Here is a 23,315-nt window from a genome sequence, read left to right as displayed (position 1 = left end):
CGACAAACCGTCGACAGGCGCTTGACCGCGCCCGCGCAATCTCCTTTCCCTCGCACGCATCAAGCGGGAGCATCGAATGGCCAAGCGGCTGACCTTGTACATCCTTGCCGGGCTGGCGCTCGGCCTCGTCACCGGCCTCATCCTCAACGGCTGGCTCGACGATGGCTCGCCCGCGGGCAAGGAACTGGTGACGCGGATCGCGGGCTATTTCTCGATCATCACCACGATCTTCCTGCGCCTGATCAAGATGATCATCGCGCCGCTGGTCTTCGCCACCCTGGTGTCGGGGATCGCGCAGATGGGCGATACGGCCGCGCTCGGGCGGATCGGCGCACGCAGCCTGGGCTGGTTCATCGCCGCCAGCCTGCTCTCGCTGTCGCTGGGGCTGCTGATGGTCAACCTGTTGCAGCCCGGCGTCGGGCTGGGGCTGGCGCTGCCCGCGGCCAACAGTCCGGCGGGGCTGGAAACCGCCGCGTTCAACCTGAAGGATTTCTTCGCGCATATCGTCCCCGCCTCGATGATCGACGCGATGGCGAAGAACGAGATCCTGCAGATCGTCGTCATGTCCGTCTTCGTCGGCGTCGCGATCACCGCGGTCGGGGAAAAGGCCGCGCCGCTGGTCCGCGCGGTCGACGCGCTGGTGCATGTGATGTTGCAGGTCACCGATTACGTCATGCGCGTCGCCCCGCTGGCGGTGTTCGCCGCGGTCGCGGGCACGCTGACGGAGCGCGGGCCGGCGGTGATCGGGCAGCTGGCCTATTTCATGGGCAGCTTCTACCTCGCGCTGATCTGCCTGTGGGCGATCCTGCTGACGATCGGCTTCCTGTTCATCGGGCCGCGCATCCGCGACTTGATCCGCTACGTGCGCGAACCGTTGCTGGTCGCCTTCTCGACCGCCTCGTCGGAGGCCGCCTATCCGCGGATGCTGGAGGCGCTGGACCGGTTCGGCGTGCCGCCGCGCATCGCCAGCTTCGTGCTGCCGCTGGGCTATTCGTTCAACCTCGACGGGTCGATGATCTACATGACCTTCGCGTCGATCTTCATCGCCCAGGCCTATGGCATCGACATGTCGCTGGGACAGATGGTGACGATGCTGCTGGTGCTGATGGTCACGTCGAAGGGGATCGCGGGCGTGCCGCGCGCCAGCCTGGTGGTGATCGCCGCGACGCTGCCGATGTTCAATCTGCCGGAGGCCGGGCTGCTGCTGATCCTGGCGATCGACCATTTCCTCGACATGGGCCGCACCGCCACCAACGTGATCGGCAATGCGGTCGCCAGCGCGGTGATCGCCAAATGGGAAGGCGGGTTCGACACGAAGGAACCCGTCGCGATCGAACCGCCCGCAGCGCCATCGGGCGCCGGCCCGGCCCGCGACGTCGACAGTTTTCGCAAGCTTTAGGGTTCGCCAGAGCTAAGAAGAAGGTTGGCGCGAGCAGCGACGCGAAGGCGCACAGGCGTTGCGAGTGGGGCCAGGGTGCGAGCCGTCAGCAGCGGCTCGCCGGTATGGCCGGTGACGTGAGACACGCGCTGCGCGTCGGGCACGACATCTCTGCGCCTCCGCGTCTCTGCGCGAACCCACCTTCTTTCCGCCCAGCCAGATCGACGATCGTAGGCGCTACACACAGCATAGTTGCGTAGATAAGCAACGGCCGAGGTTGGGGCCGACGCGGCCATCAGTTCGTTGGAGGTCGGCGCCGATAGCTCAAAGCCTCCGCAACATGGATCCGCATAACCTGCTCGGAACCGGCCAGATCCGCGATCGTCCGCGCCACCCGCAGGATCCGCGTATAGCCCCGCGCCGACAGCTTCATCGCCGCTGCCGCCTGCGCCAGTAGCGCGCGCCCGGCCTCGTCCGGCGACGCGAAGCGCTCCAGCACTTCCCCCTCCAGTTCGGCATTGGTGCGCGCGCCCGTCCCCGCCAGCCTCGCCGACTGCACCGCGCGCGCCGCCGCGACGCGCGCGGCGACCTCGGCCGATCCTTCCGCCGCCGGCGGCAGCGTCAGGTCTAGCGCGCTCACCGCCTCCACCTCGACATGCAGGTCGATGCGATCCAGCAGCGGCCCCGACACCTTCGCCTGGTAATCCGCCGCGCAGCGCGGCGCCCGCGCGCACGCCAGCGACGCATCGCCCAGATGCCCGCAGCGGCACGGGTTCATCGCCGCGATCAACTGCACCCGTGCCGGATAGGTGACATGCGCATTGGCACGCGCGACGCTGACCGTCCCCGTCTCCAGCGGCTGGCGCAGCGAATCGAGCACCGCGCGCTGGAATTCGGGCAGTTCGTCAAGGAACAGCACGCCCATATGCGCCAGACTGACCTCGCCCGGCTTCACCTTCAGCCCGCCGCCGGTCAGCGCCGCCATGCTCGCCGAATGGTGGGGGCTGCGGAACGGTCGCGTCCGCGTCAGCGTGCCGCCCGGCAACGCGCCCGCCACCGACTGCACCATCGACACCTCCAGCGCCTCCGCCGGGTCAAGCGGCGGCAGGATGCCCGGCAGGCACGCCGCCATCAGCGATTTGCCCGCCCCCGGCGGCCCGACCATCAGCAGGTTGTGCGATCCCGCCGCGGCGATCTCCAGCGCGCGCTTGGCGACCTCCTGCCCCTTCACCTGGCGCAGGTCGGGGCCGGGGGCGCCCTCGCTCACCGCGCCCGGTTGCGGCGCGGCGAGCAGCCCCTGCCCCTTCAGATGGTTGAGCAGCCCCAGCAGGTCGGGCGCGGCGACCACCTCGATCCCGCCGCTCCACGCCGCCTCCGGCCCCTGCGCCGCAGGGCAGATCAGCCCCTTGCCCTCCGCCCCGGCGTGGATCGCGGCCAGCAGCACGCCCGGCGACGGCGCCAGCCGCCCGTCCAGCCCCAGTTCGCCGACGATCACGTAATCGGCCAGCGCCTCGGCATCCACCACGCCCATCGCCGCCAGCAGGCCGAGCGCGATCGGCAAGTCGAAATGCGATCCTTCCTTGGGCAGGTCGGCGGGCGACAGGTTCACCGCGATCCGCTTGGGCGGCAGCGACAGTCCCATCGACGCGATCGCGCCGCGCACCCGCTCGCGGCTCTCGCCCACCGCCTTGTCCGCCAGCCCGACGACATTGAACGCCGGCAGGCCGGGGATCAGCTGCACCTGCACCTCGACGCTGCGCGCCTCCAGCCCCAGATAGGCTACCGTCGATACGATCGCGACCATGTTCCCCCCGTCACGCATCGTTCATAGCCGCTTTGGCAGGGTTGGGAATGTCGCCCGAACTGTCTTGCGGGTTTAACACACGTATACCACATGGACGCCATGGCCGTTCGCCACCCCGTTTCCCGCTATGCGCAACTGTCCGCCGGCATCCTGCTGATGCTGGCCGCACCGATCGTCGCGCCGCTGCCGGGGCCGGCGGGTACGCTGGCTTTTGCGGGCGGACTGGTGCTGGTACTGCGCAATTCGCACGCCGCGCGGGTGCGGTTCGCGCGGATCAAGCGGCGCTGGCCGCGCGCCGGTCGGCTGGCCGATCGGGCGATGCGGCGGCGCAGCGCGCTGCGGCGGCGCGCGCGCGACCGGGCGGCGGCGGCGCGTTGACTTTGGCCGGCACTTCGCTTAGGCGCCGCCATCTACGGGCCGTCCTTGTGGCGGCCTTTTGACATTTGAATTCGGGATATGAACCATGAAGCGGACCTTTCAGCCGAGCAATCTGGTGCGCGCCCGCCGTCACGGCTTCCGCGCGCGGATGGCGACGGTCGGCGGCCGTGCGGTGATCCGGGCGCGTCGCGCGCGCGGTCGCAAGAAGCTGTCGGCGTAATTCGGCGTCCGGCCGTGATCGGCCGGATGACGAAGCGATCGGATTATCTGGCCGCGAATGCCGGGCGTCGGTCTCCGATGCCCGGCTTCGTGCTTCTGGTGCGCCCGCGCGAGGACGACGATCCCGCGATGCGCATCGGCATCACCGTCACCAAGAAGATCGGCAACGCCGTGGTGCGCAACCGCATCAAGCGGCGGTTCCGCGCGCTGGCGCGCGACGTGCTGCCGACGGCGGGCATGGTGGGCGCGGATCATGTGCTGATCGGCCGGGCGGCGGCGCTGGACCGCGACTGGTCGGCGCTGGTCGCCGATCTCGGCAAGGCGCTGGCGCGTGCGATCTCCGGGGATCTGCCGCCGCGCCGCCCGCCGGGCGCGCGCAAGCGATGATCGCCCGCCTGCTGATCCTCCTGGCGCGGGCATGGCAATTGGGGCCGTCGCTGGTCCTGCCGCCGTCCTGCCGGTTCCAGCCGTCATGTTCCGCCTATGCAATAGAGGCGCTTGGCCGCTATGGCGCGATAAAGGGTGGATGGCTGGCCGCGCGGCGTATCGCGCGCTGCCATCCATGGGGCGGGCACGGCCACGATCCGGTGCCGTGACAACAGAATTGGGGTCCAGGTGAAGGACGAGACCAAGAATTTCGTGCTGTTCGCGGTGATCGCGGCGCTGATCCTGTTCGGATGGCCGCTGGTGCAGAGCCGCTTTTTCCCCACGGCCAATCCGCCGGCGACGAAGATGGTCGACGGGAAGAACAAGCCCGTCGCCAATCCGGCGGCGGACCCGACCGCCGACGCGCCCGCCGCGATTCGCAGCCGCCAGGTCGTGCTGGCCGAAACGCCGCGCGTGGCGATCGACACGCCCGCGCTGAAGGGATCGATCAACCTCAAGGGCGCGCGCCTCGATGACCTGGTGCTGACGCGGTACAAGGAAACGGTGGCGAAGGATTCGCCGCCGATCCGGCTGTTCTCGCCCGCCGGTACGCCCGATGCCTATTTCGCCTCGTTCGGCTGGCGCGACGCCGGGCTGGCGCCCCCGGCCGCCGATACGGTGTGGACGGCCTCCGCCCGGGTGCTGACCCCGCGCTCGCCCGTGACGCTGACCGCCGCCAACGGGAAAGGCCAGACGTTCGCGATCGAGATCGCGGTCGACAATGATTACCTGTTCACCGTGAAGCAGACCGTCGCCAACGCCGGCACCGCCCCGGTGCCGGTCGCGGCCTATGGCCTGGTCAACCGGATCGGCGTGTCGAAGGATCCGGACAGCTGGACGATCCACACCGGCCCCATGTCGGTCAGCAACGGCGCCGCGCACTACAATCCGAACTTCACGGATGTGGACAAGGCGCCGACCAGCTTCACCACCACCGGCGGCTGGCTCGGCTTCACCGACAAATACTGGCTGGCGGCGCTGGTCCCCGATCAGACACGCGCGTTCGACGGCCAGTTCCGCGCCGGCGCCAACAACGCCTATCAGGCCGATTTCACCAGCGCCGCGCAGCTGCTGCCGCCCGGCCGCCAGGTAACGCAGACCGCGAAGATGTTCGCCGGGGCCAAGGAAGTGAAGCTGCTCGATCGCTACACCGATACCGGCGCGGTAGTGAAGCTGGACTATGCGATCGACTGGGGCTGGTTCCGCCTGGTCGAAAAGCCGATCTTCTATTACCTCGACTGGCTGTTCCGCCTGATCGGCAATTTCGGCGTCGCTATCATCATCCTCACGCTGACGATCCGCGCGCTTGTCTTCCCGATCGCGCAGCGCCAGTTCGCCAGCATGGCGGCGATGCGCGCGCTCCAGCCGAAGATGAAGGCCATCCAGGAACGCTACAAGGACGACAAGCAGCGCCAGCAGCAGGAGATAATGGCGCTGTACAAGGCGGAGAAGGTCAATCCGCTGGCGGGCTGCCTGCCAACCCTGATCCAGATCCCGATCTTCTACGCGTTGTACAAGGCGCTGATGCTGACGATCGAAATGCGCCACCAGCCGTTCATCCTGTGGATCAAGGATCTGTCCGCCCCGGATCCCGCGACGATCCTGAACCTGTTCGGCTATATCCCCATCACGCTGCCGCATTTCCTGACGATCGGCGTCGTGCCGGTACTGCTGGGCATCTCGATGTTCTTCCAGTTCCGCCTGAACCCGCAGCAGATGGACCCGACCCAGCAGCAGGTGTTCGCGATCCTGCCGTGGGTGCTGATGTTCGTGATGGCGCCGTTCGCGGTCGGGCTGCAGATCTACTGGATCACCACCAACTGCGTCTCGATCGCGCAGCAGAAGTTCCTGTACAGCCGCCATCCGCAGCTGAAGGAAGCGGCCGCCAAGTGACCGAGGATATCCCCCAGCCCGCTCCCGTGCCCGTTCGCGACGATGATGCCGCCGCCGCGGCGGCGCGGATCGAGGCGGGGCGCCGGCTGTTCGCGGGGCGGATCGACTTCCTGAAATCGGCGCCCGCGCTGCAATTTCTGCCCGCGCCCGACGCACCAGAGGTGGCGTTCGCCGGCCGCTCGAACGTCGGCAAGTCCTCGCTGCTCAACGCGCTGGCGGGGCGCAAGGCGCTGGCGCGCACGTCGGTCACGCCGGGTCGCACGCAGGAGCTGAATTTCTTCGACGTCGGCGCGCCGCTCACCTTCCGCCTCGTCGACATGCCCGGCTACGGCTTCGCCAAGGCGCCGAAGGACATGGTCAAGAAGTGGCGCTTCCTGGTGAACGACTATCTGCGCGGGCGGCAGGTGCTCAAGCGCGCGCTGGTGCTGATCGACAGTCGCCACGGCATTAAGGATGTCGATCGCGAGGTGCTGGAAATGCTGGACAAGGCGGCGGTCGGCTATCGCCTGGTCCTGACCAAGGCGGACAAGGTCAAGGCGACCGATCTGGCCGCCGTGACGCAGGCGACCGCGGACGAGGCGCGCAAGCACCCCGCCGCCCACCCGGAGATCATCGCGACGTCGAGCGAGCTGGGGATGGGCATCCCCAAACTGCGCGCCGCGGTCCTCGACGCGATCGTCTGACGACCGCGTCGAAGCCGCGGATCAGCGCCGCATATCCTGTGCCGCGACGATCTGCGCGCGCAGCTGTTCGGAACGGCTTGGCACCGGCACCGGGCGCTCGAACACGAAGCTGGGTTCCCGCAGGAAAGCGGGCGCGCGCGGCGACAGCGATGCGGTGCAGGCGATGGTGTCGTTGGTCGCGTTCAGCATGGCAGGATCGTCCCCCTCAATGGTCCTGATGACGGGGCAAAGGCTATCTGCGGGTCTCTTCCGCCCGGTGGAGAAGCGCGGTTAACGGGCGCGTCACCAGCGGCGACGCTACCCGAATTGACGACATGGCGCGTGTTGCCCTGCCGCGCGCCACCGCCTAACCCGGCGGTCATGAAGCTCATCATCGGCAACAAGGCCTATTCCTCCTGGTCGCTGCGCGGCTGGCTCGCCTGTCGTCAGTCCGGCCTGCCGTTCGAGGAAGTCGTCGTGCCCCTCTATGACGAGGAATGGGACCGCCGCCGCGAAGGCGCCGAGTTCGCGCCTTCGTCCGGCAAGGTCCCGATCCTGTGGGACGGCGACGCGGTGGTGTGGGACAGTCTCGCGATCGTCGACTATCTCGCCGACAAGGTCGGGCGCGACCGCTTCTGGCCGGCGGACGATGCGGCGCGCGCGATGGCGCGGTCGATGGCCGCCGAAATGCACTCCAGCTTCGTCGCGCTGCGCCGCAAGCACAGCATGAACATCCGCCGCGCGTTCGATCCGGTGCCCCCGGACGCCGACGTGCGCGCGGATCTGGCGCGACTGTTCGAACTGTGGGCGCACGCGCGCGCGCGGTTCGGCGGCGAGGGTGATTTCCTGTTCGGCACGTTCGGCGCCGCCGACATCATGTTTGCGCCGGTGTGCACGCGCATCGTCACCTATTCGCTGCCCGCCCCGCGCTTTGCCCTCGCCTATATCTCCGCGGTGCTGGGTCACCCCTTCCTGCAGGACTGGATCGCCGCCGCGCAGGAAGAGGAATGGGTGATCGAGAAGTTCGAGCAGCCGCTCGCCTGATGCCGCATCTACGATTCGCGGGAATAGCCCGTATCGGGGTGCCAGCGCATCGCGATATCCGGGTAATGAACGGTCGACGCCTCGGGCCGGCTGACCGCGAAAGGCACGCACGGTTCGTCGCCGTCGTTGCGCAGGTGGTGCGCGTTGCCGTCCCCCTTGGGAAACACCGCGATGTCGCCGGCGCGCATCGGATGGGTGCCATGATCGTCGACCAGCACGGCCGCGCCGGACAGGATGACGACGATCTCGTCCTCCCCCTCGTGCCAGTGCCGCTGCGACGACCAGCCGCCTGGCGGCACCACGACATGCGTCGCGACGATATCGCGCAGCCCGGCCGCCGACGACAGGTCGCGGACGAGGCGGTCGGAGGCGGCCGCCGCGAACGGTTCGGGATAGTCGCTGCCTTCCGCCGGCGGGATGGTGTCGAGCACGATTTTGGGCACGGGAACCTCCGAACATGATCGATGTCGTCCGATTGGCAAGCGATCTGATCGCCGCCGACAGCGTAACGCCCGCCCGCGGCCGTGTGTTCGACGTGCTGGAGGCGGCACTCGTCCCGCTCGGCTTCGCGGTGGAGCGGTTCGTCGCGGGCGAGGCGCCGGACGGCCCGGTCGAGAACCTGCTGGCCACCCGTGGCGATTCCGGCCCGCACCTCGCCTTCGCCGGGCATGTCGACGTGGTCCCGCCGGGCGATGGCTGGACCGCCGGGCCGTTCGTCCCCGACGTGCGCGGCGGGCTGCTTCACGGGCGCGGCGCGGTGGATATGAAAGGGGCGATCGCCGCCTTCGTCGCCGCGATCCGGCACGCCCCCGATACCGGGCGCCTCACCCTCATCATCACGGGCGACGAGGAAGGGCCGGCGACGTTCGGCACCGTCGCGCTGATCGAACGGATGCGTGCACGCGCGATCGCCCCCGACATGTGCGTCGTCGGCGAACCGACCAGCGTCGCCGCACTGGGGGATATGGTGAAGGTCGGCCGGCGCGGATCGGTCAACATCTGGATCGACGTGCCCGGGCGCCAGGGGCATGTCGCCTACCCGCATCTGGCCGACAATCCGATCCCGCGGCTCGTGGCGATCCTGCGCGATCTGGACGCGCTGGTGCTGGACGACGGCACCGACTGGTTCCAGCCGTCGAACCTGGAGATCACCGACATCACCGTCGGCAATCCCGCCACCAACGTGATCCCGGCACGCGCCGGCGCGCGGATCAGCATCCGCTTCAACGACCGGCACACCGGCGCGGCGCTGGCCGAACGGATCGCCGCGATCGCCCGTGCGCACGCGCCCGAGGCGATCGTCACCCCGCGCATCTCCGGTGAGGCGTTCCTGACCGAGCCGGGCGCGCTGTCCGCGCTGATATCCGCCGCGATCGAGGCGGAAACGGGCCGCGTCCCCGATCTGTCGACCACCGGCGGCACGTCCGACGCGCGCTTCCTGCGCGCCCTGTGCCCGGTGGTGGAATTCGGCCTCATCAACGCCACGATGCACAAGGCGGACGAGGCGGTGGCGATCGCCGATCTGGAACAGCTGACCCGGATCTACACCGGCATCGTCACGCGCGCGCTCGCGCCGCGTTGAGGCCGATCCACCGCGCCAGCGCCTCGTCCTCCATCGGGCGCGCCACGGCATAGCCCTGGATCGCGTCGCACCCCATCACGCGCAGCACGTCGATCTGCGCGTCGGTTTCCACACCTTCCGCCACCGCGTCGCACCCCAGGCCATGCACCAGCCCGACCAGCGCGTGCAGGATCGTGCGCGCGCCGTGATCGACCGCCACGTCGCGCACCAGCACGCGGTCCAGCTTGATCCGGTCGACCGGCAGCGCACGCAGCCGCTGGACGTTCGATTCGCCGATCCCGAAATCGTCGATCGTGATCCGCGCCCCCGCGCGCCGCAACGTCGCGAGCATGTCCAGCGCCGCACGCGAACAGGACATGGCGACGCTTTCGGGCAATTCCACCTCCAGCCGCGCGAGCGGCGCGCGCGCCTCCAGGAACGCTTCCATCAACCGCGTCAGGAATTCCGTGTCGTCCACCTGCTGACGCCCGACGTTCAGCGCCAGTCGCCCCGCCCGCCCCTCTCTGTGCCAGCGCGCGGCGGTGTCGGCGGCATGGTGAGCCACCCAGTCGCTGATCGCGCCCATCTGCCCGGTGATCTCGGCACGCGACAGGAATTCGGCCGCCGGGCGCAGCCCCTGCGTCGGGTGGCGCCAGCGCAGCAGCGCCTCGCTCACCAGCAGCGCGCCGTCGGCCAGCGCGATCTGCGGCTGGAACGCCAGCGCGAACTGCTCCTGGCGGACGGCGGCGCGCAACTCGCGGTCCAGCCGGTTGCGGTCGTCCAGCTCGGACGCCAGCTTCGCATCATATTGCGACACGCGCCCGCGCCCGCCCGCCTTCGAATGGTACATCGCCGCATCCGCCGCGGCCATCAGGTCACGCAACGTCGCGCCATGGTCGGGATAGCGCGCCACGCCAACCGACGCGCCCACCGCGATCGACGCGCCGTCGATCGCGAACGGCGCCTCCAGCGTCGACAGGATCGCCTGCCCGATCGTGTCGATGGTCGCATCGTCGTCCAGCGTGGGGCACATCAGCGTGAATTCGTCGCCAGCCAGCCGCCCGATCAGCGATCCGTCCGGGCACACGGTGGAGGTGATCGCGCGCAGCCGGTCAGCCACCTTCGCCAGCAGTCGGTCGCCGCAGGCATGGCCGCGCGTGTCGTTGATCGCCTTGAACCGATCGAGGTCGACGAAGAACAGCGCCGCGCCGCCATCGCCCGGCATCCGCTCGATCATCTCGTCGACCTCGCGCAGGAAATGCGAACGGCTTGCCAGCCCGGTCAGCGGATCGCGTGCCGCGCTGTCGTTGGCCTGCGACAGATCGTCGCGAAGCCGCGCGAACAGCGTATCGATCGCATAGGCCAGCTTCGGGGTGATCGCCGCGGCCTCCGCCGGGATCGGCGTCGTCAGATCGCCGCCCGCCGCGGTTTCCACGCGTGCGACCACCGCCGAAATGCCGCTGCGCACCCGCACCAGCCAGTACACCGTCATCAGCCAGCCGACCGCCATGAACGGCAGGGTCGCGATCAGCATATGGTCCAGCCGATGATCGGGCATTGCGATCGCCGCAACCAGCGGCAAGACGAGCGCGGTCGTCATTCCCAGGCCGAGCAATGTCAGCTTTCTATGCCCGGCAATCACCATTGATGTCGCGGCCCCCTCGTCACCAACCGTCGTGGCAGTGGCGCAGGGGTTTGACAGCAAAAGGTTAAGAGTTGGTCGCGCGCGGCCGGCGAAGAATGACGTAAAGCGCGCCCGAACCGCCGTGGCGGGGATGGGCGCCGCGGATCGCCGCGATCGCCCCGGCATGGCGCGACAGCCGCAACCAGTCTTCGATCGACGCGCGGATCGCACCGCGCGCGTGCGGGCGGTGGCTGTCGGGGCGTGGCGGCTTCCCCGTCACCAGCAAGATCACGCGGTCGCCGTGTGCGATCGCCTGCGCCACCCCGCGGTCCAGCGCGGCGTGGGCGGACGACAGCGTGTGGCCGTGCAGATCGATCGTCCGGTCGGGCGCGACCACCCCGCTGGCAAGACGCCGATCCCAGCCACCGTCCAGCGTGTGGCCGGGCACGCGCGTGGGAAAGGATGCGACGGGTGCCGTTGCCGGCGCCGCGACGCGCGGTGGCCGTGGTGCGGGCAGCGACGGCGGTGCCGCCGTGGCCGACTCGGCGCTACGCCGTCCCGGCAGGGCGCGCACCGTTGCGCGCACCCGCGCCCACAACGCCTCCTCGTCAGCGCCGAGGCGTCGACCCGCCACCGCTGCCTCCGGTTGCCGCCGCACTGCCGCCGCGCGCCAGCCAGCGGTCGTAACTGCCGATCGGCAGCAGCACGAAAGCGGTGCCGCGCGCGCTCATCCCGCCCGCGATCGCACGTGCCTCCTCGCCCGCGCCCCAGAAGGTATCGACGCGGTTGGCGCCCTTGATCGCGCCGCCGGTATCCTGCGCGATCCACACGCCATTGGCGTCGGCGCGGTCCATCGACAGGAACACCGGTGCGCCCAGCGGAATGAACGCCGGGTCCGCGGCGACGGTAGCGCCGCCGCTGACCGGCAGGCCCAGCGCCCCGAGCGGCGCGCCCGACAGTTCGCGGAAGAACACGTAGCTCTTGTTCTCGCGCATGATCGCGCGCCCTTCCTCGGGATGGGCGTGCAGCCAGGCGACGATCCCCTGCATCGACGTCTGCCCCGGCTGGAGCAGCCCGCGGCTCTTCATCAGCGCGCCGATGCCGGTGTAGTCGCGGCCGTTCTGGCTGTCGTAACCGATGCGCAGGATCGACCCGTCCGGCATCCGCACCAGCCCCGATCCCTGCACCTGCAGGAAGAACAGCTCGACCGGATCGACCGCATAGCCAAGGATGCGCGCGCGCCCGTTCAGCGCGCCCTGTTCGATCGCGGTGCGATCGTAATAGGGCACCAGCTTGCGTCCCGCCACGCGCCCGCGGATCGACTTGCCCGCCAGCGCCGGGGAAAAGGCCCCCAGATCGACGTCGACCAGATCGTCCGGCCGCGCGTAGATCGGCGCATAGCCGGGCCGCGACTCGCGGGATCCGGCGATCTCCGGGATGTAATAACCGGTGGCGAAGGCGCGGCCGTCGCCGACCTGCACCGGCTCGAACCACCGCTGGAAGAAGGCCGCGGCATCGCGCGGCGCGGTCTGCGCCGCGGCGGCGCAGGCCGGCTGCCAGTCGGCCCCGTTCGCCAGCCCGGAGGTGTCGGCGCGGACGATCAGGCTGGGGCAGCTCACGCGGAACGCCGCGAGCGCCCCCGCCGCCTGCGTCGAATCGAACGGCAGACTCAGCGCGTCGGGACCGCGCATCAGCCCCGCCGCCGCCGCGTTGGTCGCGGCCGTGGGGATCGCGCCGCCCGCCACCGGTGGAAGCGGGACGGAAGGCGTCGGCTGGCGGACGGGGATATGCGATGGCGTCCAGGGGCGGGTCGTGGCGGCGCGCGGCGGGGGCGCGTTCCCGGTCGTATCGGGCAGCGTGCCACTGCCCACGCAACCGCCTAGCGCCAGCGCCCCCGCCAGCGCGATCATCCCGCTTCTCGTCATCGATCCCCCTTGTCGCCGCGCCCGCGGGTCGTTCTACGCCTCGTCGGTGTCGGCGAGCAGCCAGTTGGGATCGGTGCTGCGCATCGTGCGCACGAACGTCCATTCGTCATGGGTTTCGATCGCGTCGCTGGTGGAACCGGCGATCACCTGTCCCTCGCCATCGCGCGTCACCGCGGCGATGTCCGCATCGAACCGCACCGTGATCCGCGCCTCGCCGTTCTGCACCGACGCGGCGGAGATCACCGCCCGTTCGATCGTCACCAGCCGGTTGTCCAGCACATGCCCGGCCTCGCGCCGCTCGGCGATCGCCTGGGAGAAACTGGCGAAGACGTCGTCGGTCACCAGCGCGCGCAGCGCCTGTTCGTCGCCGCGCCAGAACGCCTCCAGCACCATACGGTACGCGCCCTTCGCCCCTTCGACGAAACGGGCCACGTCGAACCCCGGCTCGGCCTGTACGATCGCGCGCAGCCCGGCTTCGGCAGCCCCCTCGAACGGGCGAGCCGCCGGCTCGCGCACGTCGGGCGCGGCATCGACGGGGCGCGGCATCACCGGCGCGGCAACCCGCTCCTCGGCGGCGCGCGGCAGGGGCTGTTCGTGCCCGCCGCGCTTTCCCAGCACCGAATACAGGCGCAGCGCCAGGAAGGCCGCGACCATGGCGAGTACGACAACGTAGAACACGGCAACTCCACTATGCTGGAGGTATCACATAGGCGTCGGCGCGCCGACTTTCAAATCATCGACGCTCGCATTGTATCCCGCCGGTCGCGCTGCTAACCGCCCGTCACTTACGCGCCGCCCGCCGGACCGGGCGTGCCGCCATGCGAAGGGACGAGAAATGGACGAACAGGGCTATCCGAACGCCACCGGCGGCGAACCGCTGGCGAACGGCGCCGACACCGCGCCGGCGGCCGGGCTGATCTCGCAATATGTGAAGGACCTGTCGTTCGAAAATCCGAACGCCCCGGCGATCTTCCAGGAACAGCAGCCGCCCGAAATCAACGTCCAGTTCGACATCGCCGCCGCGCAGGTCGGTGACGAAGTCCACGAAGTGACGCTGAAGATCGAGGTGCGTGCCACCTCCGCGGGGAAGACCGCGTTCATCGCCGAACTGTCCTATGCCGGGCTGTTCGGGCTGCGCAACGTGCCGGCCGAGCATGTCCAGCCATTCCTGCTGGGCGAAGGCCCGCGCCTGCTGTTCCCGTTCGCGCGCCGCGTCGTCGCCGATGCGATCCGCGACGGCGGCTTCCCGCCGCTGCTGCTGGAGCCGATCGACTTCAACGCCTTGTTCCTCCAGCAGGCGCAGGCCCAGGGCATCCAGTTCGGTGACGAGGTCGGCCACGCCTGATCGCGATCGTCGCGGCGGGCGCTCGGCATGAACCTCGTCAAGGCGCTGGGCTCGGTCGGCGGGCTGACGCTCGCCAGCCGCGTGCTCGCGCTCGTCCGCGATACGTTGCAGGCCAGCTATGTCGGTGCGGGCTTCGCATCCGACGCCTTCTTCGTCGCGTTCCGCCTGCCCAACATGTTCCGCGCGCTGTTCGCGGAGGGCGCCTTTTCCGCCGCGTTCATCCCGCTGTTCAACCGCAAGGTGGCCGAGGGCGGCGGGACGGCGGCGGGGGTCGATTTCGCGGAGCGCGCGCTGGCGCTGCTGCTGCCGGTGCTGCTGATCTTCACCGCCGCGATGCTGATCGCCGCCTGGCCGATCACCTGGGCGCTGTCCGGCGGGTTCGAGCGCCAGCATCCCAGCGCGGAGCAATTCGCCTTCGCGGTGATGCTGTCGCGCTTCACCATCCCCTATCTCTTGCTGATCTCGCTGGTCTCGCTGCTAGGCGGGATCCTCAATTCGCTGCACCGTTTCTGGGTCAATGCCGCCGCGCCGATCCTGCTCAACGTCGCGATGGTGAGCGCGCTGATCTTCTTCCACGGCGGTGATCCCTATGCCACCGCGCGGGCGCAGGCGGTTTCGGTCACCGTCGGCGGCGTGCTGCAACTCGCCTGGCTGTGGTGGGCGTGCCGGCGCGCCGGGGTCAGCCTGCGGCTGCGGCGCCCGCGCATCGACGATGACGTGAAGCAGATGCTTAAGCTGATCGTGCCCGCCGCCACCGGCGCGGGCGCGGCGCAGATCAACCTCGCCATCTCCACCGCGCTGGCCGGCGGGCTGCTGTCGGCGGGATCGATCTCGGCGATCTATTATGCCGACCGGCTCAACCAGTTGCCGCTCGGGCTGATCGGCATCGGTCTGGGCACGATCCTGCTGCCGGTCGTCTCGCGCCTCCTGTCGGAGGGCCGCGAGGCAGAGGCGATGGAGACGCAGAACCGCGGGCTGGAACTGGCGCTGTTCCTCACCCTGCCCGCCACCGCCGCGTTCGTCTTCGCCGCCGAACCGATCGTGCGCGGACTGTTCCAGCACGGTGCGTTCGGCCCCGCCGACACGACCCGCGCGGCGCAGGCGCTCGCCGCCTTCTCGATCGGGCTGCCCAGCTACGTGCTGGTCAAGGTGCTGACCCCCGGCTTCTACGCGCGCGCCGATACGAAAACGCCGGTGCGCCTCGCGCTCTGGTCGGTGGCGATCAACCTGGTCGGCAACCTCATCCTCATCCCGACGCTGGCGCATTGGAACATCGGGCAGATCGGCCCGCCGCTGGCAACCGCGCTCGCCTCCACGGTCAACGTTGCCTCGCTGTACGTCGTCCTGTCGCGCCGCGGGCATTTCGCGCTTGATCCGCAGGTGAAACGCAAGGTGCCGCGGCTGATCCTCGCCGCGCTGCTGATGGGCGCGTCGCTGCTGCTGGTCACGCCGTTCGTCGATCCGTTCCTGACCGGCGCGCTCGTGCGGCGCGGCCTCGCCCTGACGGGGCTGGTCGGCGCGGGCGTCGCCATCTATGTCCTCGCCTGCTTCGCCACCGGCGCCTTCCGCGTGGCGGACCTTCGTTCCCTCCTTCGTCGCAGAGCCACGTCCCGATGACCAACATGCGCGTCGTTTCCGGTATCAAGCCGACCGGCAACCTTCACCTCGGCAACTACCTCGGCGCGGTGAAGCAGTGGGTGGCGATGCAGGACGATATCCAGTCGTCGGGCGGCGAGACGATGTATTTCATCGCCGACCTCCACGGCCTGACCGAATGGATCGCGCCCGATCAGCTGCGCGAGAATAGCGTGGAGATGACCGCGACCCTGGTCGCCGCCGGGATCGACCCGGCGCGCTCGATCCTGTTCAATCAGGCGCGCGTGCCCGCGCACAGCGAGCTGTCGTGGCTGCTCAACAATGTCGCGCGGGTCGGCTGGCTGAACCGCATGACGCAGTTCAAGGACAAGGCGGGCAAGAACCGCGAGGGCGCCAGCGTCGGCCTGTACGACTATCCGGTCCTGATGGCCGCCGACGTGCTGCTCTACAACGCCACGCATGTGCCCGTGGGCGAGGACCAGAAACAGCATCTGGAGCTGGCGCGCGATATCGCGACGAAGTTCAACAACGACTATGCGACCGAGCTGTTCACCCTGCCCGAACCGCTGGTCAGCGCCGCCGCGCCGCGGATCATGTCGCTGCGCGATGCGTCGGCGAAAATGTCCAAGTCGAACCCGTCCGAACAGTCGCTGGTCAAGCTGGTCGATTCGGACGACACGATCGCCGACAAGTTCCGCAAGGCCAAGACCGACCCCGACCTGCTCCCCGCCACCATGGCGGAGCTGGCGGACCGGGCCGAGGCGCGCAACCTCGTCACCATCTTCGCCGCGCTGGCGGATCGCACGCCCGACGACGTGCTGGGCGAATTTGCCGGAAAGGGCTTCGGCCAGTTCAAGCCCGCGCTCGCCGATCTGGCGGTCGCGAAGCTCGCGCCGATCCGCGACGAGATGCTGCGCCTGCTGGCGGATCGCAGCGCGATCGACGCGATCCTGCGCGACGGCGCGGAAAAGGCCGCAACCCTCGCCGCCCCGATGCTGCGGCGCACACAGGAGGCGATGGGGCTGCTGGTGTAGGGCCGCGCGACGGTCGATATCCCTGGCGACGGTTCTGGGTTGCAGGGAAAGGCCGTCAGGTGCGGTGCCGCGATCGGCCCCAGCCCGGCTTGCCTCCCCCGACGCGGCGGCTAGTCTGCGGTGCGATGCAGATCGCCCTCGCCGTTTCCACCCTTCTCGTCCCACTCGTGGCGCTCGAAGGCTCGACTGCCGCGTTCGAGGGTGTCCCCCATGTGCGGATCGAGGAATATGCGGTCAGCGGTCGCAGCATCGCAGCGATCCGCCGGTCGATCGACGCCGCGCGCCCGACCGATCCCAATGACGGCACGCGGGTCGATGGCCTGTCCCGCTGGAACATCAGCTGGCGCTGGCGGCGCGATGCGACCGGCCGTTGCAGCGCGACGCTCGACGATATCCTCTTCTCCGCGGTCGTCACCGTACCCCGCCTTGCGGATACCGACGTGCCCGCCAGGGTCCGCGAGCGGTTTGACCGGTTCCGCGCGACGTTGCTGGCGCATGAGGACGGTCACGTCCGCTACGCTTGGGATCATCGCGGCGACGTGGCCGACGCGCTGAATGCCGCGGGATGTGACCGCATCAAGGAGGCCGGCATGGCAGCGCTGCGCAAGATCGGTGAACATGACGTCGCCTATGACAAGGCGACCCGTCACGGCGCGGATATCATCACGCCGTTGCGCTGAGCGGAGCGGTCATCGGCGACGACCGACCCGGCGCGGAGCACCGGCGTGGCTTGCCAACATCTGGCGCGCCGCGCCTACGGGCGACCCGTTGCTCCCGCGGGCCGGGGCACGATGCCTTATGATTCCGTAGCTTAACGAAATTGGCACGCCGCCTGCTTAGCGATGCGCAGCAACGGAGTTCGCCATCATGACCGCCACGACCCACCCTGCCCCCAAGGATCATCTGTTCGGCGTGTGCGCCGCGCTGGGAGAGGATTTCGGGTTCAACCCGCTGTGGCTCCGCATCGGCTTCGCCGTGGCGCTGCTGTTCGATCTCGAACATGTGCTGATGGCCTATGCCGCGCTCGGCCTGCTGGTGCTGGTCAGCCGCCTGATCGCGCCCTCGCGCCGCCGCGCGAGCGCAGCAGAACCGGTCACCGCGGGCGCGGTCGTGGAAACCGCGCCGCTGCCCGCTGCGGAATTCCGACAGGCGGCCTGAGCGCCGCCGCGCCGGGTCAGCCTTCCAGCTGGCCCAGCAGGACGCGCACCGCGCCGTCGACGTCGCGGTCGGTGTCGCGCAATTCCTCGATCCGGCGCACCGCATGGATCACCGTCGAATGGTCGCGCCCGCCGAACTTGCGGCCGATCTCGGGCAGCGAGCGGGTGGTCAGCCGCTTGGCCAGGTACATCGCGATCTGCCGCGGACGCGCCACCGCGCGCGCGCGGCGGGCCGATACCAGGTCCAGCGGCTTCATCTCGAAATGGTCGGCGACCGCCTTCTGGATCTGGTCGATCGTCACGCGCCGCTGCGCGCCGCGCAGCATGTCGCCCAGCGTCGCCTGCGCGAACGCCATGTCGATCGTCTCGCCGGTCAGCATCGCATAAGCGGTGACGCGGGTCAGCGCTCCCTCCAGCTCGCGGATGCTACTGGTGATGCGCGACGCCAGCATCTCGATCACCTCGGCCGGCACCTTCACGTCGGGCATATCGGCGATGCGGCGCAGCAGCACCGCCCGGCGCAGTTCGGGCGAAGACGGTCGGATATCCGCAACCAGCCCCGCCGACAGCCGCCCCAGGATGCGCGGCTCGACCCCGTCCAGCGCCTGTGGCGCGCGGTCGGCGGCGATCACCAGCCGCTTGCCCGCCGCCATGATCTCGTTGACGGTGTGGAAGAATTCCTCCTGCGTCGCGTCCTTGCCGGCGATGAACTGCAGATCGTCGATCAGCAGCAGGTCGCAGCTGCGCAGCCGCGCCTTGAACGCGAACGTGTCGCGCGCGCGCATCGCCGCGACGAATTCGAACATGAACCGCTCGGCCGACATCAGCATCACCCGCGCGTTCGGGTGCGACGCCAGGAAATCGTGCGCGATCGCGTTCATCAGGTGGGTCTTGCCCTGCCCGGTGCCGCCGTGGAGGAACAGCGGGCTGAACCGCACCGGCCCCGGCTGCGCCAGCGCGCGCGCGGCGTTCAGCGCGACCATGTTCGACGGGTCGACCACGAACCGGTCGAACGTCAGCCGCGGGTCGAGCGCCGGGCGCTCCCCCGCCTCGCCGGCGTCCTGCACGATCGGGGCGGCGGCGACCGGCGCCACCGCGACCGGCGCGGGAACGGGCGCGGATGTGGCCACCGGGGCGGCGATCACCTGCACCGAGGCCGCGCGCGGCGCCGTGTCGATCTCTACGCTGCGCACGCCCGGCAGCACCGCGCGGAATTCATGCAACAGCCGGTCAGCATAGTGGCTCTTGACCCAGGTGGTCATGAACGCGGACGGCAGCGTCAGGCGGATGTCCTGCGTGTCCGCGCCATCGACCAGCGCGATCGGCGCCAGCCACTGATCGAACAGCCGCGCACCGGCGGACAGGCGCAGGTTCGCGCGGACGCAGGCCCATGCCTGTGCCAATGCGCTCGTCCCGCCATCCTGATCCCGCTCTGACGCCACGCACTACTCCTCCGCCGGCGCAAGCCCGCTGCCTGCGCCGTCCCACGTCGACAAAACAATCTTCCCCCGGCCCGCGAATACATCGCGGTCGTCATCAGACGTTACCCTGTTCCCGGAACGACGGTCGTCGTCGGGAGCACAGGATTAGGAACAGCGGCGTGAGTCGATCAAGCCCGCTGGCGGACACAAAAACGAAATAAAGCGCATTGACTCGTCATGAGCCGCACAAATCCGTCGAATTTCTGATAACCACTTGTTTTCATTGGACGATATTGAGGAGGCGCGAAAGCGGCCGATCGCGAATCGCGAGAATTCCGGGGCTTTCGAAGCGGTGGCATTTTGTTCCGCCGCGGGGTCGCCGCAACCGTCCGTCGGCGCGGGCCGCGCGCACGCGAAAACGCCCGCCGGGACGAACCCGGCGGGCGTTTTCCACCGTCAGTGATGACGGATCAGGCCAGCGCGGACACGCGCTTGGTCAGCCGCGCGAACTTGCGCGAGGCGGTGTTCTTGTGAAGCACGCCCTTGGCCACACCGCGCGCAAGCTCCGGCTGGGCCGCCTGCAGCGCGGTCGCCGCCGCCGCCTTGTCACCCGACGCCAGCGCCGCTTCGACCTTCTTCACGAAGGTGCGGATACGGCCGACACGGATACCGTTGATTTCGGCCCGACGCTCGTTGCGACGGATGCGCTTCTTGGCTTGCGGCGTATTCGCCATGAACGTCCTCTGATCTGTTCGAAACGATGAAAAAGGGCGCAGCGGATGACCCGTTGGCCCTCGAAGGCGCCGCCCATAGCGAGACTGGCGGCGCGCGTCAACGTTTCTGGCACGCCGGACACCAGAAGGTGGAACGTCCCCCTTCCGCATAGCGCGCCACCGTCCCGCCGCATCCGCACGGCTGGCCTTCCCGGCCGTAGACCGCGAACTGCTTGGAAAAATAGCCCAGCTCGCCATCGGGCCGCGCATAGTCGCGCAGGCTCGATCCGCCCGCGTCGATCGCCGACAGCAGCACGTCGCGCACCGCGACGACCAGCCGTTCCAGCCGCGCGCGCGATATCTCGCCCGCGGCGCGCTGCGGCGCGATTCGCGCGTGGTACAGCGCCTCGCAGACATAGATGTTGCCCAGCCCGGCGACGATCCGCTGGTCCAGCAGCGCCAGCTTGATCGACACCCGCTTGCCCGCCAGCACCCGCGCCAGATGCGCGGCGGTGAAGTCCGCGCCCAGCGGCTCGGGCCCCAGCGCGGCGAACGCGGGAAAGTCGGGCAGCTGCGCGGTCGGCGACAGGTCCACCGATCCGAACCGCCGCGGATCGTTGAGCGCCAGCCGCCGCCCCGCGCCCGTTTCGATCAGCAGGTGATCGTGCGGCAGGATCTCCGCCGGATCGACGCGCCACCGCCCTGACATGCCCAGGTGGAAGATCATCGTATCGTCGCGGTCTGTCGCGACCAGCCCGTATTTGGCGCGCCGCGACAGCCCGGTCACGCGCGCGCCGGTCAGCCGCTGGCGCAGGTCAGCCGGAAACGGACGGCGCAGGTCGCCGCGCCGCGGCGCGACCAGCGTCAGCACCTGCCCGTCGAGCACGGGGGCCAGCCCGCGCACGGTCGTTTCCACCTCTGGCAATTCCGGCATGTCCGCCCCCTAGCCGCTCGGCCCGCGCCTCGCTAGAGCGTGGCGCATGAGCGATACCGTGTCCTTCGGTTACGAAGATGTCTCCCCTGTCGAAAAGACCGCCCGCGTCCGCGGCGTCTTTTCCAGCGTGGCCAGCCGCTACGATGTGATGAACGATGCCATGTCGGGCGGGATGCACCGATTGTGGAAGGACCGCTTCGTCCGCCGCGTGAAGCCGCGCGAGGGCGAACAGATCCTCGACATGGCCGGCGGCACCGGCGACATCGCGTTCCGACTGGCGGCGAGCGGCGCGTCGGTGACAGTCGCGGACATCAACCCGGAGATGCTGGAGGTCGGGATCGGCCGCGCGCAGCAGCGCGGCATCGACGGGCTGGTGTGGACCGAGGCGAATGCCGAGGTGCTGACCTTCCCCGACCGCTTCTTCGACGCCTATACGATCGCGTTCGGCATCCGCAACGTGACCGACATCCCCGCCGCCTTGCGTGAGGCGCACCGTGTCCTGCGACGCGGCGGGCGGTTCTTCTGCCTCGAATTCTCGACCACGCTGTGGCCCGGCTTCGCGGAGGTCTACGACGCCTATTCGCATCGTCTGGTGCCGAAGCTGGGGCAACTGCTGGCGCAGGATGCCGACAGCTATCGCTATCTGGTCGAATCGATCCGCCGCTTCCCGGACATGCCGACGTTCAAGCGGATGATCGAGGACGCCGGGTTCGTGCAGACGCGCGTCGAACCGATGCTGGGCGGGCTGGTCGCGATCCACAGCGGCTGGAAGATTTGACCTCCCCGATCGTCCACACCTGGCGGCTCCTGAAATGGGGCCGCACGCTGGCGCGGCACGGCGCGCTGCGCGGGATCGAGCGCGATCCGCACACGCCCGCCAACCTGCGCCGGCTGCTGCGGCTGGCGCGGCTGGGCGCGCGCGTTCCCGACGTGCCGCGCTACGCCGATGCGTTCGAGGCGCTGGGCCCGGCCGCGATCAAGCTGGGTCAAACGCTCGCCACCCGCCCCGACATCGTCGGCGAGGCGGCGGCGACCGACCTGCTGCGCCTTCAGGACGCGGTGCCGCCGGTCCCGTTCGAGGCGATTCGCGCGGTGATGCAGCAAAGCTTCGGCCGCCCGCTCGACACGCTGTTCGCGCAGATCGACGAACAGCCGGTCGGCGCCGCCTCGATCGCGCAGGTCCACCGCGCGATCACCACCGACGGCCGCCACGTCGCGGTCAAGGTGCTGCGCCCCGGCGTCGAGGATGACTTCGCCCGCGCGATCGACACCTATGAATGGGCCGCGGCACAGGTGGAGCCGATGGGCGGAGAAATCGCCCGGCTGCAACCGCGGCTGGTCATCGAAACGTTCAAGCGCTGGACCGCGCGAGAGCTGAACTTCACGCGCGAGGCCGCGTCGGCGTCCGAACTGGCCGAGACGATGACGGCGGAGCCGGACTTCGTCGTCCCCGCGGTCGACTGGGCGCGCACCACCGGCCGCGTGCTGACGATCGAATGGATCGACGGGATCAAGCTGTCGAACCGCGCCGCGCTGGTCGCCGCGGGCTACGATCTGCCCGCGATCGCGCGTACGCTGGTCCACGCCTTCCTGCGACAGGCGATCGCCGACGGCTTCTTCCATGCCGACATGCACCAGGGCAATCTGTTCGCGCTGCCGGGCAACCGCGTCGCCGCGATCGATTTCGGGATCATGGGGCGGATCGACCGGCGCGCGCGAGTGTGGCTGGCGGAAATCCTCTACGGCCTCATCACCGGCGACTATCGCCGCGTCGCCGAAATCCATTTCGAGGCGCAATATGTCCCCGCGCACCACAGCGTGGAGGAATTCGCCACCGCGCTGCGGGCGGTGGGGGAGCCGATGCGCGGCCTGCCGGTCAAGGACATGTCGATCGGCATGATGCTGGACGGGCTGTTCGGCATCACCCGCGATTTCGACATGGTGACGCAGCCGCACCTGCTGCTGCTGCAAAAGACGATGGTGATGGTGGAGGGCGTGGCGACCGCGCTCGATCCCGACATCAACCTGTGGGTCACCGCCGCGCCGCTGGTGGAGGACTGGATCCGCACCGAACTGGGGCCGGAAGCGGCGATCGCCGACCGGCTCGTCGCCGATGTGCGCACGCTCGCGCGGCTCCCCGATCTGGTCCGCCGGATCGAGGCGCGCTTCCCCGCCCCCGGCGGCGCGCCTCGATCCGGCGG

The 23,315-nt window shown here is 69.4% G+C and carries 26 protein-coding genes; 16 read left to right on the top strand and 10 right to left on the bottom strand.

Features of this window, described 5'->3' with window-relative positions; translation table 11 throughout:
• Positions 1-76 precede the first annotated feature (76 nt).
• Positions 77-1,399, top strand: coding sequence for a dicarboxylate/amino acid:cation symporter (locus tag AX685_RS13455; protein ID WP_066489510.1), 1,323 nt, complete (start codon positions 77-79; stop codon positions 1,397-1,399).
• Positions 1,400-1,673: 274 nt separating this feature from the next.
• Here AX685_RS13455 and AX685_RS13450 read toward each other — a convergent pair whose 3' ends face one another.
• The gene (locus tag AX685_RS13450; protein WP_066489508.1) at positions 1,674-3,182 is read right to left on the bottom strand and encodes a YifB family Mg chelatase-like AAA ATPase; all 1,509 of its coding nucleotides are present in this window, start codon (positions 3,180-3,182) and stop codon (positions 1,674-1,676) included.
• Positions 3,183-3,272: 90 nt separating this feature from the next.
• Here AX685_RS13450 and AX685_RS13445 point away from each other — a divergent pair, with 90 nt between their 5' ends.
• The 6 genes from AX685_RS13445 (at position 3,273) to yihA (ending at position 6,781) form a co-directional block, all read left to right on the top strand.
• Positions 3,273-3,560 carry a hypothetical protein gene (locus AX685_RS13445; RefSeq protein ID WP_231738866.1) on the top strand — a complete coding sequence of 96 codons (288 nt, stop codon included), beginning with the start codon at positions 3,273-3,275 and terminating at the stop codon, positions 3,558-3,560.
• Positions 3,561-3,645: 85 nt separating this feature from the next.
• On the top strand, positions 3,646-3,780 hold the full coding sequence (rpmH, locus tag AX685_RS13440; protein ID WP_028056723.1) for a 50S ribosomal protein L34: 135 nt from the start codon (positions 3,646-3,648) through the stop codon (positions 3,778-3,780).
• 26 nt (positions 3,781-3,806) lie between these two features.
• Complete coding sequence (rnpA, locus tag AX685_RS13435) at positions 3,807-4,166, top strand: ribonuclease P protein component (protein ID WP_066489506.1); 360 nt, start codon at positions 3,807-3,809, stop codon at positions 4,164-4,166.
• A complete protein-coding gene (gene yidD / locus AX685_RS13430; protein WP_066489505.1) occupies positions 4,163-4,375 on the top strand; it encodes a membrane protein insertion efficiency factor YidD in 213 nt (70 codons plus the stop codon). The genes rnpA and yidD overlap by 4 nt, the downstream gene beginning before the upstream one ends.
• A gap of 19 nt (positions 4,376-4,394) precedes the next feature.
• On the top strand, positions 4,395-6,098 hold the full coding sequence (gene yidC / locus AX685_RS13425; protein WP_066489504.1) for a membrane protein insertase YidC: 1,704 nt from the start codon (positions 4,395-4,397) through the stop codon (positions 6,096-6,098).
• A gap of 26 nt (positions 6,099-6,124) precedes the next feature.
• Positions 6,125-6,781 carry a ribosome biogenesis GTP-binding protein YihA/YsxC gene (gene yihA, locus AX685_RS13420; protein ID WP_066489502.1) on the top strand — a complete coding sequence of 219 codons (657 nt, stop codon included), beginning with the start codon at positions 6,125-6,127 and terminating at the stop codon, positions 6,779-6,781.
• Positions 6,782-6,802: 21 nt separating this feature from the next.
• Here yihA and AX685_RS21685 read toward each other — a convergent pair whose 3' ends face one another.
• A complete protein-coding gene (locus AX685_RS21685) occupies positions 6,803-6,970 on the bottom strand; it encodes a hypothetical protein (protein WP_156445806.1) in 168 nt (55 codons plus the stop codon).
• 171 nt (positions 6,971-7,141) lie between these two features.
• Here AX685_RS21685 and AX685_RS13415 point away from each other — a divergent pair, with 171 nt between their 5' ends.
• A complete protein-coding gene (locus tag AX685_RS13415) occupies positions 7,142-7,804 on the top strand; it encodes a glutathione S-transferase family protein (RefSeq protein WP_066489496.1) in 663 nt (220 codons plus the stop codon).
• A gap of 8 nt (positions 7,805-7,812) precedes the next feature.
• Here AX685_RS13415 and AX685_RS13410 read toward each other — a convergent pair whose 3' ends face one another.
• The gene (locus AX685_RS13410; protein WP_066489494.1) at positions 7,813-8,247 is read right to left on the bottom strand and encodes a cupin domain-containing protein; all 435 of its coding nucleotides are present in this window, start codon (positions 8,245-8,247) and stop codon (positions 7,813-7,815) included.
• Positions 8,248-8,261: 14 nt separating this feature from the next.
• Here AX685_RS13410 and dapE point away from each other — a divergent pair, with 14 nt between their 5' ends.
• A complete protein-coding gene (gene dapE, locus AX685_RS13405) occupies positions 8,262-9,386 on the top strand; it encodes a succinyl-diaminopimelate desuccinylase (protein WP_066489492.1) in 1,125 nt (374 codons plus the stop codon).
• On the opposite strand, the gene AX685_RS13400 is transcribed toward dapE, so the two are convergent.
• From AX685_RS13400 to AX685_RS13385, 4 genes are all read right to left on the bottom strand, one after another.
• The gene (locus tag AX685_RS13400) at positions 9,361-10,965 is read right to left on the bottom strand and encodes a putative bifunctional diguanylate cyclase/phosphodiesterase (RefSeq protein ID WP_066489490.1); all 1,605 of its coding nucleotides are present in this window, start codon (positions 10,963-10,965) and stop codon (positions 9,361-9,363) included. The genes dapE and AX685_RS13400 overlap by 26 nt on opposite strands.
• A 109-nt stretch (positions 10,966-11,074) precedes the next feature.
• Positions 11,075-11,623, bottom strand: coding sequence for a Smr/MutS family protein (locus AX685_RS13395; protein WP_066489521.1), 549 nt, complete (start codon positions 11,621-11,623; stop codon positions 11,075-11,077).
• On the bottom strand, positions 11,598-12,914 hold the full coding sequence (mltA, locus tag AX685_RS13390; RefSeq protein WP_082740912.1) for a murein transglycosylase A: 1,317 nt from the start codon (positions 12,912-12,914) through the stop codon (positions 11,598-11,600). Before mltA ends, AX685_RS13395 begins: the two co-directional genes overlap by 26 nt.
• A 33-nt stretch (positions 12,915-12,947) precedes the next feature.
• A complete protein-coding gene (locus AX685_RS13385) occupies positions 12,948-13,592 on the bottom strand; it encodes a Tim44/TimA family putative adaptor protein (protein WP_156445805.1) in 645 nt (214 codons plus the stop codon).
• A gap of 157 nt (positions 13,593-13,749) precedes the next feature.
• On the opposite strand from AX685_RS13385, the gene secB reads away from it, so the two are divergent.
• The 5 genes from secB (at position 13,750) to AX685_RS13360 (ending at position 18,047) form a co-directional block, all read left to right on the top strand.
• Positions 13,750-14,259 (top strand): protein-export chaperone SecB, encoded by a 510-nt coding sequence (gene secB / locus AX685_RS13380; RefSeq protein WP_066489488.1) that lies wholly within the window; start codon positions 13,750-13,752, stop codon positions 14,257-14,259.
• 27 nt (positions 14,260-14,286) lie between these two features.
• Positions 14,287-15,876 carry a murein biosynthesis integral membrane protein MurJ gene (gene murJ, locus AX685_RS13375; RefSeq protein ID WP_066489486.1) on the top strand — a complete coding sequence of 530 codons (1,590 nt, stop codon included), beginning with the start codon at positions 14,287-14,289 and terminating at the stop codon, positions 15,874-15,876.
• Positions 15,877-15,881: 5 nt separating this feature from the next.
• Positions 15,882-16,889 carry a tryptophan--tRNA ligase gene (trpS, locus tag AX685_RS13370; protein ID WP_066489520.1) on the top strand — a complete coding sequence of 336 codons (1,008 nt, stop codon included), beginning with the start codon at positions 15,882-15,884 and terminating at the stop codon, positions 16,887-16,889.
• 125 nt (positions 16,890-17,014) lie between these two features.
• Complete coding sequence (locus tag AX685_RS13365; RefSeq protein WP_082740909.1) at positions 17,015-17,569, top strand: DUF922 domain-containing protein; 555 nt, start codon at positions 17,015-17,017, stop codon at positions 17,567-17,569.
• A 187-nt stretch (positions 17,570-17,756) separates the two neighbouring features.
• The gene (locus tag AX685_RS13360) at positions 17,757-18,047 is read left to right on the top strand and encodes a PspC domain-containing protein (RefSeq protein ID WP_066489479.1); all 291 of its coding nucleotides are present in this window, start codon (positions 17,757-17,759) and stop codon (positions 18,045-18,047) included.
• A gap of 16 nt (positions 18,048-18,063) precedes the next feature.
• On the opposite strand, the gene dnaA is transcribed toward AX685_RS13360, so the two are convergent.
• The 3 genes from dnaA to mutM all read right to left on the bottom strand — a co-directional run bounded on the left by dnaA (position 18,064) and on the right by mutM (position 21,114).
• Positions 18,064-19,488 (bottom strand): chromosomal replication initiator protein DnaA, encoded by a 1,425-nt coding sequence (dnaA, locus tag AX685_RS13355; protein WP_066489477.1) that lies wholly within the window; start codon positions 19,486-19,488, stop codon positions 18,064-18,066.
• A gap of 449 nt (positions 19,489-19,937) precedes the next feature.
• On the bottom strand, positions 19,938-20,201 hold the full coding sequence (gene rpsT / locus AX685_RS13350) for a 30S ribosomal protein S20 (protein ID WP_066489475.1): 264 nt from the start codon (positions 20,199-20,201) through the stop codon (positions 19,938-19,940).
• A gap of 97 nt (positions 20,202-20,298) precedes the next feature.
• Positions 20,299-21,114 carry a bifunctional DNA-formamidopyrimidine glycosylase/DNA-(apurinic or apyrimidinic site) lyase gene (gene mutM, locus AX685_RS13345; protein ID WP_066489473.1) on the bottom strand — a complete coding sequence of 272 codons (816 nt, stop codon included), beginning with the start codon at positions 21,112-21,114 and terminating at the stop codon, positions 20,299-20,301.
• Between the two features lie 46 nt (positions 21,115-21,160).
• Between mutM and AX685_RS13340 the strand changes: the two genes are divergently transcribed.
• Together AX685_RS13340 and ubiB are read left to right on the top strand one after the other, a co-directional pair.
• Positions 21,161-21,892: a class I SAM-dependent methyltransferase gene (locus AX685_RS13340; RefSeq protein ID WP_066489470.1), complete on the top strand. Its 732-nt coding sequence runs from the start codon at positions 21,161-21,163 to the stop codon at positions 21,890-21,892.
• On the top strand, positions 21,889-23,315 hold a 1,427-nt coding region (gene ubiB, locus AX685_RS13335), incomplete at its 3' end, for a 2-polyprenylphenol 6-hydroxylase (RefSeq protein ID WP_066489464.1). The genes AX685_RS13340 and ubiB, both read left to right, overlap by 4 nt.

It is taken from the genome of Sphingomonas sp. CCH9-F2 (assembly GCF_001556735.1).
Classification (GTDB): Bacteria; Pseudomonadota; Alphaproteobacteria; order Sphingomonadales; family Sphingomonadaceae; genus Sphingomonas; species Sphingomonas ginsenosidimutans.
The sequence above is the reverse complement of the archived record's forward strand: the minus strand, read 5'-3'. Positions and strand labels throughout refer to the sequence as shown.